Here is a 14,586-nt window from a genome sequence, read left to right on the forward strand (position 1 = left end):
GCCGGCCCGCCGGATTGCAGCGACTGATCGGCCCAAAGGCGGCTGATGGCAAGGGCGGCTAGATCGCCAGATGCTCGCCCGCGCCGTAGGCCGCCCGCTCCACCGCGCTGAACACGTCCAGCACCTTGGGGTCGGCGAAGGGCAGGACCTGGGCGAACAACACCCCCGCCACGCCCGCCTTGGGATCGACCCAGTAGTAGCAGTTGGCCAGGCCCGCCCAGGCGAAGCTGCCCTCGCTGCGGCCGTCGCCACCGGCCTCGTCGGAATACATCGCCCCCAGGCTCCAGCGTTTGGAACGGCCGGGCAGGGGGTCGAAGTCGTTGCTGGCGGTGGGGTCGGCGGCCTTGAACACCCCGCAGTCGATCTCACCGACCTGGTTGGAGGTGAGCAGCTTCATCGAGCCCGGCGACAGCAGCTTGCCGCCGCCCTCGACCAGGGCGCCCAGCAGCTTGAGATAGTCGGGCGCGGTCGAATACAGCCCGCCGCCGCCCTGGATGAAGCTGGGCGGGGGCGGCATGGCAAAGGGGATGGGGGCCAGGCCGACCCCGGGGATGCGGGCATGCATGCCGGCGGCGCGCTCGGCCAACCGCGCATCCAGCACGAAGCTGGTGTCGGCCATGCCCAGCGGCTGGAAGATGCGCTCTTCGAACACCGTGGCCAGCGGCTTGCCGGTCACGGCGGTGATCAGCAGGCCGAGCCATTCGGTCGAGACCCCGTACTGCCAGCGCGTCCCCGCCTCGAACAGGCGCGGCAGGCGGTGGCCCTCGATCATCTCGATGCCGTTCTCCTGGGCGTAGCGGCCGAGATCCGCGTCGGTGAACGGATAGCTGCAGCCGGAGGTGTGGGTCAGCAGGTGGCGGATGCGCACCGGCTCCCGGCTGGGGCGGAGCTTGGCCTTCCCGTCGGCGTCGAAGCCTTCGAAGATCGGCAGGTCGGCGAAGGCCGGCAGGTGGTCGGCTACCAGGTCCTCGACCCCGACCTTGCCGTCATCGACCAGCTGCAGCACGGCGATGGAGGTGACCAGCTTGGTGCAGCTGGCGATCCAGAACACGCTGTCCTTCGTCATCGCCGCCGGGTCGGTCTTGGAGCGGGCGCCGGTAGCGGCCAGTTCGACCGCGCCGCCCTTGCGGACGATCCCGGCCACCAGGCCCGGCGCGGCCTCCGGATCGGCGGCGGTCAGCACCTGGTCCAGGCTCGTCATGGGATCGTCCTCAATCTCATATTAATTGCGTTCACCTTAGACTGGCGCCCAAGAACGTCCAGGCGCGAAGTTCCAGGGAGGAACGACCCATGGCTTCGATCATGACCTCAAACTATCGGCGCAACGCGCTCGACCATTTCGAGCCCGAGCCCGACAGCGATCCCCAGGCCCAGCGCCGGCTGCGCGGCCTGCTGGAACAGATCGACTACACCGCCTACGCCGCCAACAAGGAAATCCTGGCCCAGACCGTGGGGGCGACAGGCCTGGCCCAGTTCCAGCACCTGGCGGTGGCCTCGGCCAGCGCCCGGGCCCGCTGGGTCAAGGAGGCCCTGACCTACGCCACCCAGGGTCAGACCCTCTCCGCTGAACAGGTCGCCCGGCTGACGGCCCTGCGCTCGGCCTATGAAGAGCTGACCGAGGCCTATGAGGCCATGCGGCGGATGGTCGAGCGCGGCTACCTGGCCTACGAGTCGACCCCCGCCGCTTGACGATTCCGCGGAGCCATGGAAAACGCCGGTCCATGGTCCTGAACCTCACCATCGCCAACCAGCAGCAACGCCGCAGACATCCGGCGGCCGCTGCGCGTGCGTGGAGATAGGACCGGGCTCAGGCCCCGACTTTCCACCCTTCGACAGACCCGCCGCGATCCGGCGGGTCTTCGCGTTTCTGCGGGAGGCTCTGACCGGCGCGGCCTATCAGGAGCCTTTGATATGACCACCCATCCCATCTTCGTTTCCGACGCCGAGATCGCCGCCATCGCCGATGGGGTGATGGATCTGAGCCTGCCCAAGCCGGCCTGGACCCACGCCGCCCATTTCGCGGCGGCCTGCTGGCTGATCCGCAAGCGTCCCGACATCGCGCCCGAGCGCGACATGCCGGGGCTGATCCGCGCCTACAACCTGGCCACCGGGGTGATGAACACCGACAGCGAAGGCTATCACGAGACCATCACCCAGGCTTCGCTGCGGGGCGCCCGGGCGGTGCTGGCGGCGCTCGAGGACGCGCCGCTGCCCGTGGCGCTGAATGCGCTGCTGGCCGGGGAATTGGGGGACAAGAACTGGCCGCTGGCCTACTGGACGCGCGCGCGGCTGTTCTCGGCCGAGGCGCGGCGAGGGTGGGTCGAGCCCGACCTCCAGCCGCTACCGTTCTGATCCGCTCATCCGCGAGAAAGCGGGTCCCGGTTTCAAGCCGGCCACCGGGAGAGGGGAAGCCTATGGCCGGCGACGCGAAACCAGGGCCCGCTTCCGCGGGGATGAGCGGACCTGACGTCAGTCGAGGTCGGTGTTGGCCAGGTCCATGCGGCGCAGCTTGAAGAAGCCGCCTTCGCCATTGACCGTCACCCGCGAGGGGCGGCCGGCGTCGAGGGCGGCCCTGGCCTGCTTGCAGGCCCAGGCGCGGGCGGCTTCGTGGCTGACGGCGAGGTGCTCGTAGGCGCCCTCGTGCTCGACCGCCCAGCCGCTGTTCAGGCGCATGACGGTGAAGGTGTCGGGTTCGTCGAAGGCGGTGTGCAGGCGGGCCATGTTCAGAGCTCCGGTTGCGTGCGGTTGGAAACCAGGGTGAGGCTGGGCGGACCAGAGACGGCCGGGTTCTTGGCGGCCGGCTGGTCGTCGAAAAGGTGCGTCAGGAAGCGGCTGGACCGCATCAGCGTGGCGACCAAAAGACAGGCGGCGGCGCAGCTGGCTGTAAACAGTGTGAGGAATACCATGGGGGCCTCCTTTTACCTGTTGTTAACCTATCGCCGATGAACCGATACTGAACGCGACGTAGGTGTTTCGTGTCATCAACATGACGAAGACTTGAGTTGTCGGCCATGCGACATCCTGCCGTCGCGAGGAGTCAGATTGACGCAGGGGTTGCGCGCCGCGTTTTAGTTGCGCGGAGGGTAACTATGCGTCCCGCCCCAGGGATCGGCGACGGTCTCGATCTCGCCGTCGGGGCCGCAGCCCAGGTAGCCGGGGCCGATCGGCACCTTGCCGTGGCCGCCGGGGATATCCAGCACATAGGTCGGCTGGGCCAGCCCCGAGAGCCGGCCGCGCATCGCCGCCAGTATGGCCTGGCCGCGGGCGATGGGGACGCGCAGATGGCCCGTGCCGGGGGCCAGGTCCATCTGGTGCAGGTAGTAGGGCTTGATCCGCGTCTCGACGAAGGCCCGCATCAGGGCGCCCAGGGTCTCGGGGTCATCGTTGACCCCGGCCAGCAGCACGGTCTGGCTGACCAGGGCCAAGCCCGCCGCGATCAGCCGGCCGCAGGCGGCTCTGGCGGCGGGGGTCAGCTCGCGGGCGTGGTTGGCGTGGACGGCCAGCCACACCGCCTTGCCGGGGCAGGCGAGGGCGGCGGTCAGTTCAGGCGTAATGGCGTCGGGGTCGGCGGTCGGCAGGCGGGTGTGCAGCCGCACCACCTTCACATGCTCGATCTCGGCCAGCCGCGCCATGATCTCGCCGAGCCGCCGGGGCGAGAGCACCAGCGGGTCGCCGCCGGTCAGGATGACCTCCCAGATCTCCGGCCGGCCGGCGATATAGGCCAGGGCCGTCTCCAGCGCCTCGCCGGTCAGCGGCGCCTCGCCACCGGGGCCGACCATCTCGCGCCGGAAGCAGAAGCGGCAATAGACGGCGCAGGTGTGGGTGACCTTGAGCAGCACCCGGTCGGGATAGCGGTGGACCACGCCGGGGACCGGCATGTGGGCGTGGTCGCCGATGGGGTCGGGGCTTTCGTTGGCCGCGACGTCGAGTTCGGCCTCGCTGGGGGTGAACTGCCGGGCGATGGGGTCGCGCGGATCGGCCGGGTCGATCAGCTCGGCCAGGACGGGGGTGATGGCCACCGCATAACGCGCCGCCACGGCCTGCAGGCTCGCCACCCGGTCGGGGGCGATCAGGCCGGCCTCGGCTAGAGCGGACGATGTGCGCAGGACGGTCATGGAGCGGCGGTTCTGGCGCAAGTGCGCGGCTAGAGCAACTTCCCCGGGGTGTTAGTCGGCCACGGGAACCCACAGCACCTGCTCGATCCGCTCCGCCCCAGTCGCCAGCATGACCAGCCTATCGAAGCCCAGCGCCGCGCCGCTGGCCGGCGGCATGATGGCCAAGGCCGCCAGGAAGTCCTCGTCGATCGGATAGGCCTGGCCGTAGACCCGGGTCATCTCGGCCATCTCGGCCTCGAAGCGGCGCCGCTGCTCGGCCGGGTCGGTGAGTTCGCCGAAGGCGTTGGCCAGCTCGACCCCGCAGGCATAGAGCTCGAAACGTTCGGCGACGCGGGGATCGGACGGTTTGGGCCGGGCCAGGGCCGCCTCGGCCGCCGGGTATTCGCAGAGGATGGTGGGGCGGCCGATGCCCAGGAACGGCTCGATCTTCTCCACCAACACGCGGCTGAAGACGTCAGCCCAGACGTCGTCCTCGGCGACCCGGATACCGGCATCGCGCGCCGCCGCCGCCAGCCCGTCGCGGTCCTCCAGGTTGGCCAGCAGGTCGATCCCGGCGAATCGCTCGAAGGCCTCGGCCAGGGTCACCCGCTCCGGTTCGGCGAACGGATCGGCCTCCAGGCCGCGCCAGGTCAGCCGCCTGGCGCCCACCGTCTCCGCCGCCACCGCCAGCAGCGCGGCGCAGTCGGCCATCAGCGTCTCGTACGGCTCACCCGCCCGATACCACTCCAGCATGGTGAACTCGGGATGATGCAACGGCCCGCGCTCGCGGTTGCGCCAGACCTTGCCCAGGCTGACGATCCGCCGCTCGCCGGCCGCCAGCAGCTTCTTGGCGGCGAACTCCGGCGAGGTATGCAGGTAGAGGGGCGAACGCTCGCCGGCCGTGGTGACGGCCTCCGTCGCGAAGGCGTGCAGGTGGGTCTCGTTCCCCGGTGAAACCTGCAGGCCCGCCGCCTCGATCTCCACGAACCCGCGCGCGGCAAACCAGGCGCGGGTCGCCGCCGTCACCGCGTTGCGCGCCAGCAGGCGGGGCCGGCGGTCGGCGTGGCGGTCGGGGGTCCACCAGGGCAAGTTCGCTCCTCGGTTTGGCTATCTGGCCGTTGATGGCTATAGGAAGCGCCGAACATCACCAAGGCCGCGAATACGCCGGCCACAAGTCTCGAGGTCTCTACGTGAAGGTCGCCGCCTCTTCGCTCCGCAAGGGCAATGTCATCGATATGGACGGCAAGCTCTACGTGGCGCTGTCCGTCCAGAACATCCACCCCGGCAAGGGCACCCCGGTGACCCAGGTCGACATGCGCCGCATCTCCGACGGCGTGAAGGTCTCCGAGCGGTGGCGCACCACCGAGTCGGTCGAGCGGGCCATCGTCGATGAGCGCCCCTACACCTTCCTCTATTCGGACGGCGAAGGGTTCCACTTCATGAACCCCGAGAACTACGACCAGGTCGTGGCCAGCGTCGACGTGGTCGGCGACGCCGCCGCCTATCTGCAGGACGGCATGACCGTCTCGCTGATGACCCATGACGACATCCCGCTGGCGGTCGAACTGCCGGCCCGCGTCACCCTGGAGATCGCCGACACCGAGCCGGCCGTGAAGGGCCAGACCTCGTCGGGCAGCTACAAGCCCGCCATCATGACCAACGGCCAGCGGGTCATGGTCCCGCCGTACCTGACCGTCGGCACCCGCATCGTCGTCCTCACCGAGGACGGCACCTATTACGAGCGGGCCAAGGACTAGGCTTTCTAGAACCCTTCCTCCTCGATGGAGGAAGGGCAGGGTTGGTGGTGCGCGCTCGGAGCCTGGGCGACTGGCTCAGGGTGGCGACCACGCCTCCCCGAGTGCTTCCGGAAACGCACTGCCACCACCACCATCCCCGCCCTTCCTCCATCGAGGAGGAAGGGAGAAGACAGTGGTTACGCTGTCCGCCTCGTCAGCCACATGAACCGCGCGCCCATGGCCGCGGCGGCCACGGCCAGGCCGAACGCCAGGCCGATCCACACCCCCAGGCCGCGCCAGCCCAGCAGGACGCCCAGGCCAATGCTGACCGGCGCCCCGGCCAGCCAGTAGCTGACCCCCGCCAGGATCATCGAGGCCCGGGCGTCCTTCAGGCCGCGCAGGGAGAGCACGCCCACCACCTGCAGCGAATCGAAGACCTGGAAGGCCGCCGCGACGATCAGCAGGGTCGCGGTCAGCTCGATGATCTCCGGCACGCCGACATAGAGGCTGGCGATCTGGCGGCCGAACAGGGCCATGATCAGTCCGCACACCGCCGCGAAGCCCGTGGCCATCACCGCGGCGGTGAAGCCGGCCCGCCGCGCCCCGACCATGTCGTTGCGCCCCGCCGCCAGCCCCACCCGCACCGTCGCCGCCATGCCGATGCCCAGCGGGATCATGAAGGTGATCGAGGCGACGTTGAGGGTAATCTGGTGGGCCGCCACCGGGGTCATGCCGAAGCTGCCCATGACCAGGGTCATGGTGTTGAACAGCATGGCCTCGAAGATCATCGCCAGGCCCATGGGCAGGCCCAGCCGCAGCACCTCCACGAACTTGGGCCGCACCGGAATATGGAACCGCCGGAAGATGCGGTAGGCTCGCACGGACGGGGTCAGCCAGATCACCACCAGCATGGCGAAAAAGGCGAACACCGCCGATCCCGCCGTGGCGATCCCCGAGCCGACCAAGCCCAGGCGCGGGAAGCCGAAATGGCCGAAGATCAGCGTCCAGCCGACGATGGCGTTGAAGACGATCGAGGCCAGCATCACCCACAGCGCCGCCCCGGGCTTGCCCAGCGCGGCGGTGAAGTTGCGCAGCACTTGGAAGCCCATGGTGAAGGGCAGGCCAAAGCACAGCACGGCCACGAACACGCCCGCCCCCTTGGCCAGCTCGGGCTGCTGGCCCAGATGCAGCAGGATCCACCGGGCGTTCAGCAGCACCGCCAGCATGGGGATGGAGATCAGCACCGCCGTCCACAGGCTCATGCGCACGGCCGCCCGGACATGGGCCCGGTCCCTGGGCCGGGCCCCCAGGATCTGCGCCACCATCGGCGAGACCGCCGAGGCCGGGCCGTTGCCGATCAGCCAGGCGAAATAATAGACGGCGTTGCCGATGGTCACCGAGGCCAGGGCTTCCTCGCTGAAGCGACCGATCAGCAGGACGTCGGTGGTCAGGATGGCCATCTGGGCCAGCTGGGCCAGGGCCATGGGGCCGGCCAGCCTGGCGAGCGCCTTGGCCTCGATGAGCCAGGGCGGGCGGATGGTCTTTTGGTCAAGGATCAGATCGGTCACGGACTTGGGCTTTCTAGTGGCCCGGGCCCGAACGGCGCTGAGACTTTGCTTGGACAATAAGGGTCCGTCCCAGAGGCCTTTCGGGCTCGGGAGGGAACGACGCAGATTCGAAGCTGAATCTAGGCGGGGTTTACCTCGCGAGCGCAGGCGGCGCAGGCCGCGCCATCGGGCGCGGTCAGCGACGGGAAACGGATCATGCCAGTGGCTTGCATGAACGGCGCTCGCTTCAGGACGGACCCCATGCCCATCCGATGGGCGCCTGGATAACTCTGGTCGGCCTGCAGGTCAAACCCCGGGCGCCTATATCCTCGTTTCGGGTCGTCGATGCGGCCCGCCAGCCACAGGAGACGATCATGATCCGCAAGGGCAAGGCTCACTGGACCGGCACGGGCCGCGACGGTACGGGCGATCTCACCACCCAGTCCGGCGTCCTCGACCACAGCCCCTACGGCTTCAAGACCCGCTTCGAGGACGCGCCCGGGACCAACCCCGAGGAACTGATCGCCGCCGCCCATGCCGGCTGCTTCACCATGGCCCTGGCCTTCCAGTTGCAGCGGGCGGGCTTCACGCCGACTTCGCTCGACACCGAGGCGGCGGTCAGCCTCGACAGCGTCGATGGCGGCTTCAAGATCAGCAAGTCAGCCCTGACCCTGACGGCCAGCGTGCCGGGTCTCGACAAGGCGAAGTTCGACGAGCTGGCCAAGGAGGCGGAACTGAACTGTCCGGTGTCGAAGCTGCTGAACGCCGAGATCACCCTGACGGCGACCCTCGTTTAACTCCGCTTCCCCAGCGAAAGCTGGGGCCCATGAGTGAGGATCAACCCGCGCTGGCTCTAGCGGTCATCTGCCCTCATGGGCCCCAGCTTTCGCTGGGGATACGGAGGGTGGGGTATCGTGGTAGCCAAAAGAAACCCTATATCCCAGCCATGACCGCCCTCTCAGTCCTCGACCTCGCCCCCGTCATCCAAGGCTCCGACGCGGGCCAGGCCCTGCGCAACAGTCGTGACCTCGCCCGTCACGTCGAGCGGCTCGGCTACAAGCGGTTCTGGCTGGCCGAGCACCACAACATGGCCGGGGTGGCCAGCGCCGCCACTTCGGTCGCCATCGGCTTCGTCGCCGAGGGGACCAGCACCATCCGGGTCGGGGCAGGCGGGATCATGCTGCCCAACCACGCCCCGTTGGTCATCGCCGAGCAGTTCGGCACGTTGGCGGCCCTCTACGGTGACCGCATCGATCTGGGCATCGGCCGCGCGCCGGGCACCGACCAGACCACCGCCTACGCCCTGCGCCGCAACCTGGCCGGCGACATCGACCACTTCCCACGCGATGTGGTCGAGCTGATCAACTATTTCCGCCCCGAGGAGCCGGGCCAGAAGGTCCGCGCCGTGCCGGGCGCCGGCCTCAACGTCCCCGTCTGGATTCTGGGCTCCAGCCTCTACGGCGCCCAGCTGGCCGCCATGCTGGGGCTGCCCTACGCCTTCGCCAGCCATTTCGCGCCGGGCGATCTGGACCGGGCGCTGCTGGTCTATCGCGACCGCTTCCAGCCCTCGGAATTCCTCGACAAGCCCTATGTGATGCTGGGCATCAACGTCTTCGCCGCCGACACCGACCGCGAGGCCCGCACCCTGTTCAGTTCGCTGCAACAGGCCTTCATCGCCCTGCGCACGGGGACGCCCGGCAAGCTGCGCCCGCCCATCGAGGACTTCGACGCCCAGATGGACCCCGGCGCGGCCGGCATGCTGGCCCAGTCCTTCTCCACCGCCGTGGTCGGCGGCCGCGATACGGTCCGCCAGGGTCTGGCCGACTTCATCGCCCGCACCGGCGCCGATGAGCTGATGGTCACCGCCTCGATCTTCGACCATGCCGCCCGCCTGCGCAGCTTCGAGATCGTGGCCGAAGCCCACAGCGTCCTCGTGCCTGCCTAGAAATCTTCAACTGTCCGGTGTGCGGTGGTGTTGCCGCCAGGGCTCGCGGCGATCCGTCCCGGTGCGGGGAATTCGATCCTCGGCTAGAAAGGCCTCTCACGCGCGGCGAGGGGGATCGCGCGGACTGATGTCGCGCGGCGGATGGCCGCGCGGATGAATGGCCTGGGTGAGCCTACCCGCTCCCCAGGCCATTCCATCGGTTCTCAGCCGGTAAACTTCACCGGCACGCCCTTCTTCACACTCTTCGAAAGCTGCAGCGCGTCCCAGTTGGTCAGGCGGATGCAGCCGTGGCTGAAATGCTTGCCGATCTGGGCCGGCTCGTCGGAACCGTGGATGCCGAAGGTGTCCTCGGAGAGGTCGATCCATACCGAGCCGACCGGGCTGTTGGGGCCGGGGGGAATGGTCACCTTCTTCTGCTTGTCGCCAAAGGTCAGCCGGCTGGGGTCGTAGGTGTAGGTGGGGTTGGGGGCCACGGCGACCACCTTCAGCAGGCCGCTGGGGGCGGGCCGGTCGTCGCTGCCGATCGAGGCCGGGTAGAAGGCCAGCAGCCTGCCCTGGGCGTTGAAGGCCTTGACCGATCGCTCGGTCTTGTCGACCTCGATGGAGGCCACGACCTCGGGCAGGACGGTGGGCGAGATGGCGGCGACGGTGATGCTGGCGCCCGCCTGGCCGAAATCGACCCCCGGGTTGAGCGCCGCCAGCAGGTCCTCGGTCATGTGGAACTTCTCGGCCAGCAGCTCCTGCGGCCCGCGATAGGCCAGTTTTTTCAGCTTGGCCTGGTCGACCAGATCCTTGGGCAGGTCGGGGACGAAGGGCCCGGCCACATCCTCGGCGGTGATGGCGTAGGACATTGTCACGGGCGCGCCGTCGGCGGCGGTCAGCCTGTCGAACACCGCCTGGTCCAGCACCCCGTCCGAAGGCAGGCCGACCGAGGTCTCATAGGCGGCGATGGCCTGGCGGACGTTCTCGCCCGAGCGGCCGTCGATGACGCCGGGCGAGAAGTGGGCGCGGTCGAGCAGCACCTGGGCGCGGATGACGTCCGGCGTGCGCTGGTCGCTGGCCGGGGCCTGATACTGGGCGGTGTCGATCGCCCCGCCGGCCAGGACTGGCGCGGGAAGCGCAACGGGCGCCGGCGGCGCGATGGCGACAGGGGTCGCTGGCTTGGGTTGGGGCTGAGGATCGGGACCGCAGGCGGCGAGGGCCAACAGGCTGGCGGCGGCGAGGTAGGCGCGGGTGTGACTCATGCACCCCTAACCGTCTCAACCGGGCGGACGTTCCCCCCAAAAGGTCAGGCCCCCAGGCCCGCTCCGGCCCATTCCCAGTGCCAGGGCTCGTAGACGTAGGGCACGAAGCCGTAGCGGCGGGCGTTGCGCACCAGCCAGCGATAGGCGGGGGTCTGGCTCTGGAAGCGGCGGTTGGCGTCCTCGGCGGAATCGACCCGGCCGCCGGGCCGCGCGCCGACCACGATGTCGACAGCCAGGCCGGTGCGGTGGGCCGAGCAGGTGGTGCGGCCGATGTTGTCGCAGTTGCCCTCGGTCAGGCAGCGCAGGTCATCGTCGACCGGGGCGCGGAAGGCGGAGAATACCAAGAGCGCCTGCCGGTCGCGGGCAATGGCGGGATCGGCGGCGCGGGCGTCGGCGGTCATGCGCTTGAGGGCCGCCAGGGCGTCGGCCCGCAGCAGCATGGGCCGCGAGCCATAGGTCATCGTGGCGGGGATGGTCGCCAGGCTGGCCGGGTCCGGGGCGGCGGGGCAGCCCGAGCGGCTGAGCTGCACGAACGGGCGGCGGCGGTGCCAGATGACCCGCATGACGTCGAAGCTGGCCGCGTCCAGCACCCCGCTGGCTGGCAGGCCGTGCGCCGCCTGCCAGCCGGCCAGCCGGTCGGCGAAGACCTGGCTGTCATAGGGGCAGTCCGAGCCGATCTCGCTGGCGACCATCGGGGCATAGGTCCGCCAGCCCATCTCCGGCCGCCGGAAGGGGCTCCAGGCCAGGTTGTTCAGGTTCATGGCGTTCTGAGACGCCGCGGTGGCGAACCGCGGCCGGCCGATGCAAGGCGAGACCACGCCCGGCCCGCCGGCCAGGGTCAAGGTGGAGTTGGGCGCGGCCCGCACCTCCGCCAGGCGTGCAGACGTGGCGGCCTGGACTTCAGGCGCCAGCCGCGAATTGGACCACCACAGAAAGCCGCCCAGCCCGAGGCCGGCGATCAGGCAGATCCAGAGGAAGCGCTTCATTCAGGGTTCCGGGCGTCGAGGTTCCGACTCTAACGCCCCAAAGCGTGGATGGGGACCGCGCCGCTGGCTTCGCCCACCTTCAGACGTCAAAGTCGCGGCCTGAAATCCGGCCGGAATGGACGATAGGTCCAATCGGCAGGCGGCTGCGTCTCCGCTGGAATGGCCTCCAGGACGAACCGTTCGAACGGCCCGAAGGCCACACGAACACGGGCCTCTCCGATGACCGTGGCGGGACCGGGATCCAACCCCTCAAGAGCTCTTTTCGCCAGTCGGGCGCGGGACGCTTCGTCAGCCGAGGGCGCCGTCACCCAGGTCAGCAGCGCTAGGCCATCCTTTACGATGGCCGGCGGGGGCCGATCGGGAACATATCCGCTAGGGGGCAGCCAATCGAGACTCACCATCTGGACGCGGCCGTCGGCGCCCTGGCAAACCGTCCATAGGCGCGGATTGGCCGACAGGCCCCAACACTCCCGACCTTCTTGCTGAATACGGTCCCAGTCCTTCCACCGCACGCCGCGTTCGGCGAGCAGTATGCGCGCCTTGGCTCGACCCGGCTCGGTCGGAAAGCCCCGCCCGGCTGCCTTGCGGCGAACGTCGGCCCACTCGGTGGAATGCAGGATTGGCCGCAGATCCAGCCAGCGCGGGTAGAGCGACCACAGCCAAAAGGCGCCGAGCGCCAGCGCGATAACCCCGGTGGCGACCAGGGCGTTGCGGATCATGTCCGAACCCCAGGGGCCGGCGGAAATCTCATGCTCATCTCGCTAATCCACAAAGTATTCGGGCGGTGGCGGAGGGCGATAGGTCCAGTCTGGGGGCAGGGGGAGGGCGGCGGGCATGGCCTGAAGATAGAGTTCGCTGTAGGGCCTGTAGAGGCCACGAATCCGGGCGACGCCCACGATGGCGGCGGGACCAAGGTCTCTTTCTTCGGCGCGGACAAGGAGGGCCTGCCGGTCGGCGAGGCCACTGCCGGGCGAGGTCACCCAGACCAGAAGATTGATGCCCTCGCGCACGGTCGCCCGATCCGGATGGTCACGCGGATAGGCCGGCTCCTTGGGCCAGGTCAGGGCGATGGACCGGGTCCGACCGTCCGGAGCGGCGCAGACCCGCCAATGCCTTAGGGCCCGGTCCAGGGTCCAACAGCCCGGCTGCGCCTTCCAGTCCTTCGGGCGTGCGCCGCGCTCGGCCAACAAGATTCGCGCCTTGGCGCTCTCCACGTCGGTTGGAAAACCGCCGCCGGCCGCGTTGCGCTGGATGGCGCTCCATTCAAGGGGATGCAGGACCGTCCTGGGTTCCGGCCAATTGGGGTGAACAGACCAGGCCCAAAGGCCGGCGACCACGGCGGCTGCGATTGCCGTCGCCAGTAGCGCAATGCGCATCATGATCAGCCCCCCGGGGCAATTGCCGGGAGAAGCTATCCCGCCGCGTACCCGTCCCGCAATTCCCGCTTCAGCACCTTGCCGATGTGGCTGCGGGGCAGGCTGTCGACCAGCTTCAGGTCGGACAGGCGCTGGGTCTTGCCGACCTTGCCGTTGGTGAAGGCCTTGATCTCCTCGGCGGTGGCGGATGCGCCGGGTTTCAAGGCCACGAAGGCGACCGGGGTCTCGCCCCAGGCGTCGGAGGGCACCCCGACCACGGCGGCTTCGGCCACGGCGTCGTGCTGCAGGATCACCGCCTCCATGTCCGACGGATAGATGTTGAAGCCGCCGGAGATGATCATGTCCTTGCGGCGGTCCATCAGGGTCAGGAAGCCCTCGGCGTCCAGCCGGCCGACATCGCCGGTGCGGATATAGACCTCGCCGGTGGCCGGGTCGGTCCATTGCGCCTCGGCGGTCTTGTCGGGGCGGTTCCAGTAGCCGTTCATGGTGGCCGGCGAGCGGCCGACGATCTCGCCCACCTCGCCGGTGGCGACCTCTTTGCCGTCCTCGTCGATCAGCTTGATGATCGAGCCGGCGCCTGGCTGGCCGACGGTGTGCAGCTTGTCAGGGTGCAGGTGGGCGAACAGCACGAAGCCGCCGCCGCCCTCGGTCATGCCGTAATACTCGGTCAGGCCCCCCGGCCAACGCTCCAGCACCTGGGCCTTCAGCTCGGCGGCGAAGGGGGCGCTGGTGCAGAACTTCATCTGGAAGCTGGTGAGGTCGTATTTGCCGAAATCGGGATATTCCATCAGCCGGCGGTACTGCACCGGCACCAGCATGGAGTGGGTGACGCGGTAGCGCTCGGCCAGCTCCAGGTATTTGCCCGCGTCGAACTTGGCCATCATCACCACTGTCCCGCCCCCCGCCAGGGTGGGGAAGAAGCAGACCAGGGTGGTGTTGGAATAGAGCGGGGTGGAGATCAGCGACACGGCGTCGGGGCCAAACCCCATGCCGTCCTCCCGGGGCCCCATGTGGCGCCAGCGCATGGCGTGCGACTGGACAATGCCCTTGGGCGTGCCGGTGGTTCCCGACGAATAGATGATGTTGAACGGGGTCTTGGGGTCGATCTCGACCGGCGCCGGTTTCGCGCCCGCCCGTGGCAGCCAGTGGACGAAGGCCTCGCCGGCCGGTCCGCCGTCGAGGGCGATGCGCCGGGCCTTGACCTGGTCCATCACCCCCGCCATCGCCTCGGCCACGCCATGGTCCAGGAAGAACAGGCTGGCCCCGCAGTCGTCCACCATGCCCGCCAGCTGCTCGGGGGTGGAGGAGGGCGCCAGCGGTGCGGCGGCGACGCCGGCCCGCAGGCAGCCCAGGAACAGCGCCGCGTAGTTCAGCGAGGTGGTGGCGCAGATGGCCACCGCCTGCCCGACCTTGACCCCGTCGCGCTGCAGCCCGGCCGCCACGCGGTCCATCAGGGCGTCGAGTTCGGCGTAGCTCAGGCTGTCGCCGTCCTGGACCAGGGCCGGATGGGTCGGCCGCTCGTGGGCGTGGATGCGGATGAGGTCGGAGAGCAGGCCGAACTCGGCGGTCTGGTAGTCGGCGATGGTCGGCATGCGGATAGGCGGAACTCGAGGGTGGACGGAATGCTGGCCAATCTTGAAGACTGAACCGGCCCAGGT

16 protein-coding genes are annotated in these 14,586 nt (G+C 69.1%); 5 read left to right on the top strand and 11 right to left on the bottom strand.

What is annotated here, in order from left to right; translation table 11 throughout:
* Positions 1-58: 58 nt before the first annotated feature.
* Entirely contained in the window at positions 59-1,201 is a 1,143-nt protein-coding gene (locus tag QO010_RS05605) for a serine hydrolase domain-containing protein (protein WP_307347141.1), read from the bottom strand.
* An 89-nt stretch (positions 1,202-1,290) separates the two neighbouring features.
* On the opposite strand from QO010_RS05605, the gene QO010_RS05610 reads away from it, so the two are divergent.
* Together QO010_RS05610 and QO010_RS05615 are read left to right on the top strand one after the other, a co-directional pair.
* On the top strand, positions 1,291-1,689 hold the full coding sequence (locus QO010_RS05610; RefSeq protein WP_307347143.1) for a hypothetical protein: 399 nt from the start codon (positions 1,291-1,293) through the stop codon (positions 1,687-1,689).
* 222 nt (positions 1,690-1,911) lie between these two features.
* Positions 1,912-2,352 (top strand): hypothetical protein, encoded by a 441-nt coding sequence (locus tag QO010_RS05615; protein ID WP_307347145.1) that lies wholly within the window; start codon positions 1,912-1,914, stop codon positions 2,350-2,352.
* A gap of 117 nt (positions 2,353-2,469) precedes the next feature.
* On the opposite strand, the gene QO010_RS05620 is transcribed toward QO010_RS05615, so the two are convergent.
* The 4 genes from QO010_RS05620 to epmA form a co-directional block, all read right to left on the bottom strand.
* Positions 2,470-2,721: a hypothetical protein gene (locus QO010_RS05620; protein ID WP_307347148.1), complete on the bottom strand. Its 252-nt coding sequence runs from the start codon at positions 2,719-2,721 to the stop codon at positions 2,470-2,472.
* Between the two features lie 2 nt (positions 2,722-2,723).
* Positions 2,724-2,906: a hypothetical protein gene (locus QO010_RS05625; protein WP_307347151.1), complete on the bottom strand. Its 183-nt coding sequence runs from the start codon at positions 2,904-2,906 to the stop codon at positions 2,724-2,726.
* Between the two features lie 162 nt (positions 2,907-3,068).
* Positions 3,069-4,115, bottom strand: coding sequence for a lysine-2,3-aminomutase-like protein (locus QO010_RS05630; RefSeq protein WP_307347153.1), 1,047 nt, complete (start codon positions 4,113-4,115; stop codon positions 3,069-3,071).
* A gap of 51 nt (positions 4,116-4,166) precedes the next feature.
* On the bottom strand, positions 4,167-5,183 hold the full coding sequence (gene epmA, locus QO010_RS05635; RefSeq protein WP_307347155.1) for an EF-P lysine aminoacylase EpmA: 1,017 nt from the start codon (positions 5,181-5,183) through the stop codon (positions 4,167-4,169).
* A gap of 101 nt (positions 5,184-5,284) precedes the next feature.
* On the opposite strand from epmA, the gene efp reads away from it, so the two are divergent.
* Entirely contained in the window at positions 5,285-5,851 is a 567-nt protein-coding gene (gene efp / locus QO010_RS05640) for an elongation factor P (RefSeq protein ID WP_307348626.1), read from the top strand.
* Between the two features lie 176 nt (positions 5,852-6,027).
* On the opposite strand, the gene QO010_RS05645 is transcribed toward efp, so the two are convergent.
* Entirely contained in the window at positions 6,028-7,398 is a 1,371-nt protein-coding gene (locus tag QO010_RS05645) for an MATE family efflux transporter (protein ID WP_307347158.1), read from the bottom strand.
* A gap of 353 nt (positions 7,399-7,751) precedes the next feature.
* Between QO010_RS05645 and QO010_RS05650 the strand changes: the two genes are divergently transcribed.
* Together QO010_RS05650 and QO010_RS05655 are read left to right on the top strand one after the other, a co-directional pair.
* Positions 7,752-8,174: an OsmC family protein gene (locus tag QO010_RS05650; protein ID WP_307347162.1), complete on the top strand. Its 423-nt coding sequence runs from the start codon at positions 7,752-7,754 to the stop codon at positions 8,172-8,174.
* Positions 8,175-8,323: 149 nt separating this feature from the next.
* Positions 8,324-9,322 carry an LLM class flavin-dependent oxidoreductase gene (locus QO010_RS05655; protein ID WP_307347165.1) on the top strand — a complete coding sequence of 333 codons (999 nt, stop codon included), beginning with the start codon at positions 8,324-8,326 and terminating at the stop codon, positions 9,320-9,322.
* A 203-nt stretch (positions 9,323-9,525) separates the two neighbouring features.
* Here the strand turns inward: QO010_RS05655 and QO010_RS05660 are convergent, their stop codons facing one another.
* The 5 genes from QO010_RS05660 to QO010_RS05680 all read right to left on the bottom strand — a co-directional run bounded on the left by QO010_RS05660 (position 9,526) and on the right by QO010_RS05680 (position 14,520).
* Complete coding sequence (locus QO010_RS05660; RefSeq protein WP_307347167.1) at positions 9,526-10,566, bottom strand: L,D-transpeptidase family protein; 1,041 nt, start codon at positions 10,564-10,566, stop codon at positions 9,526-9,528.
* 44 nt (positions 10,567-10,610) lie between these two features.
* Positions 10,611-11,552 (bottom strand): D-alanyl-D-alanine carboxypeptidase family protein, encoded by a 942-nt coding sequence (locus tag QO010_RS05665; RefSeq protein WP_307347170.1) that lies wholly within the window; start codon positions 11,550-11,552, stop codon positions 10,611-10,613.
* Positions 11,553-11,638: 86 nt separating this feature from the next.
* Complete coding sequence (locus tag QO010_RS05670; protein WP_307347173.1) at positions 11,639-12,271, bottom strand: hypothetical protein; 633 nt, start codon at positions 12,269-12,271, stop codon at positions 11,639-11,641.
* 42 nt (positions 12,272-12,313) lie between these two features.
* The gene (locus tag QO010_RS05675) at positions 12,314-12,931 is read right to left on the bottom strand and encodes a hypothetical protein (protein ID WP_307347175.1); all 618 of its coding nucleotides are present in this window, start codon (positions 12,929-12,931) and stop codon (positions 12,314-12,316) included.
* A gap of 32 nt (positions 12,932-12,963) precedes the next feature.
* Positions 12,964-14,520, bottom strand: a complete 1,557-nt coding sequence (locus QO010_RS05680; RefSeq protein WP_307347178.1) for a class I adenylate-forming enzyme family protein — start codon at positions 14,518-14,520, stop codon at positions 12,964-12,966.
* Positions 14,521-14,586 lie beyond the last annotated feature (66 nt).

It is taken from the genome of Caulobacter ginsengisoli (genome assembly GCF_030814835.1).
In the GTDB taxonomy this organism is placed as follows: Bacteria; Pseudomonadota; Alphaproteobacteria; order Caulobacterales; family Caulobacteraceae; genus Caulobacter; species Caulobacter ginsengisoli.

Excerpts from the sequence above, each read along its gene's own strand:
- QO010_RS05605 (WP_307347141.1), bottom strand. The coding sequence starts at position 1,201 with ATGACGAGCCTGGACCAGGTGCTGACCGCCGCCGATCCGGAGGCCGCG.
- QO010_RS05610 (WP_307347143.1), top strand. The coding sequence starts at position 1,291 with ATGGCTTCGATCATGACCTCAAACTATCGGCGCAACGCGCTCGACCAT.
- QO010_RS05615 (WP_307347145.1), top strand. The coding sequence starts at position 1,912 with ATGACCACCCATCCCATCTTCGTTTCCGACGCCGAGATCGCCGCCATC.
- QO010_RS05620 (WP_307347148.1), bottom strand. The coding sequence starts at position 2,721 with ATGGCCCGCCTGCACACCGCCTTCGACGAACCCGACACCTTCACCGTC.
- QO010_RS05625 (WP_307347151.1), bottom strand. The coding sequence starts at position 2,906 with ATGGTATTCCTCACACTGTTTACAGCCAGCTGCGCCGCCGCCTGTCTT.
- QO010_RS05630 (WP_307347153.1), bottom strand. The coding sequence starts at position 4,115 with ATGACCGTCCTGCGCACATCGTCCGCTCTAGCCGAGGCCGGCCTGATC.
- QO010_RS05650 (WP_307347162.1), top strand. The coding sequence starts at position 7,752 with ATGATCCGCAAGGGCAAGGCTCACTGGACCGGCACGGGCCGCGACGGT.
- QO010_RS05655 (WP_307347165.1), top strand. The coding sequence starts at position 8,324 with ATGACCGCCCTCTCAGTCCTCGACCTCGCCCCCGTCATCCAAGGCTCC.
- QO010_RS05660 (WP_307347167.1), bottom strand. The coding sequence starts at position 10,566 with ATGAGTCACACCCGCGCCTACCTCGCCGCCGCCAGCCTGTTGGCCCTC.
- QO010_RS05665 (WP_307347170.1), bottom strand. The coding sequence starts at position 11,552 with ATGAAGCGCTTCCTCTGGATCTGCCTGATCGCCGGCCTCGGGCTGGGC.
- QO010_RS05670 (WP_307347173.1), bottom strand. The coding sequence starts at position 12,271 with ATGATCCGCAACGCCCTGGTCGCCACCGGGGTTATCGCGCTGGCGCTC.
- QO010_RS05675 (WP_307347175.1), bottom strand. The coding sequence starts at position 12,931 with ATGATGCGCATTGCGCTACTGGCGACGGCAATCGCAGCCGCCGTGGTC.
- QO010_RS05680 (WP_307347178.1), bottom strand. The coding sequence starts at position 14,520 with ATGCCGACCATCGCCGACTACCAGACCGCCGAGTTCGGCCTGCTCTCC.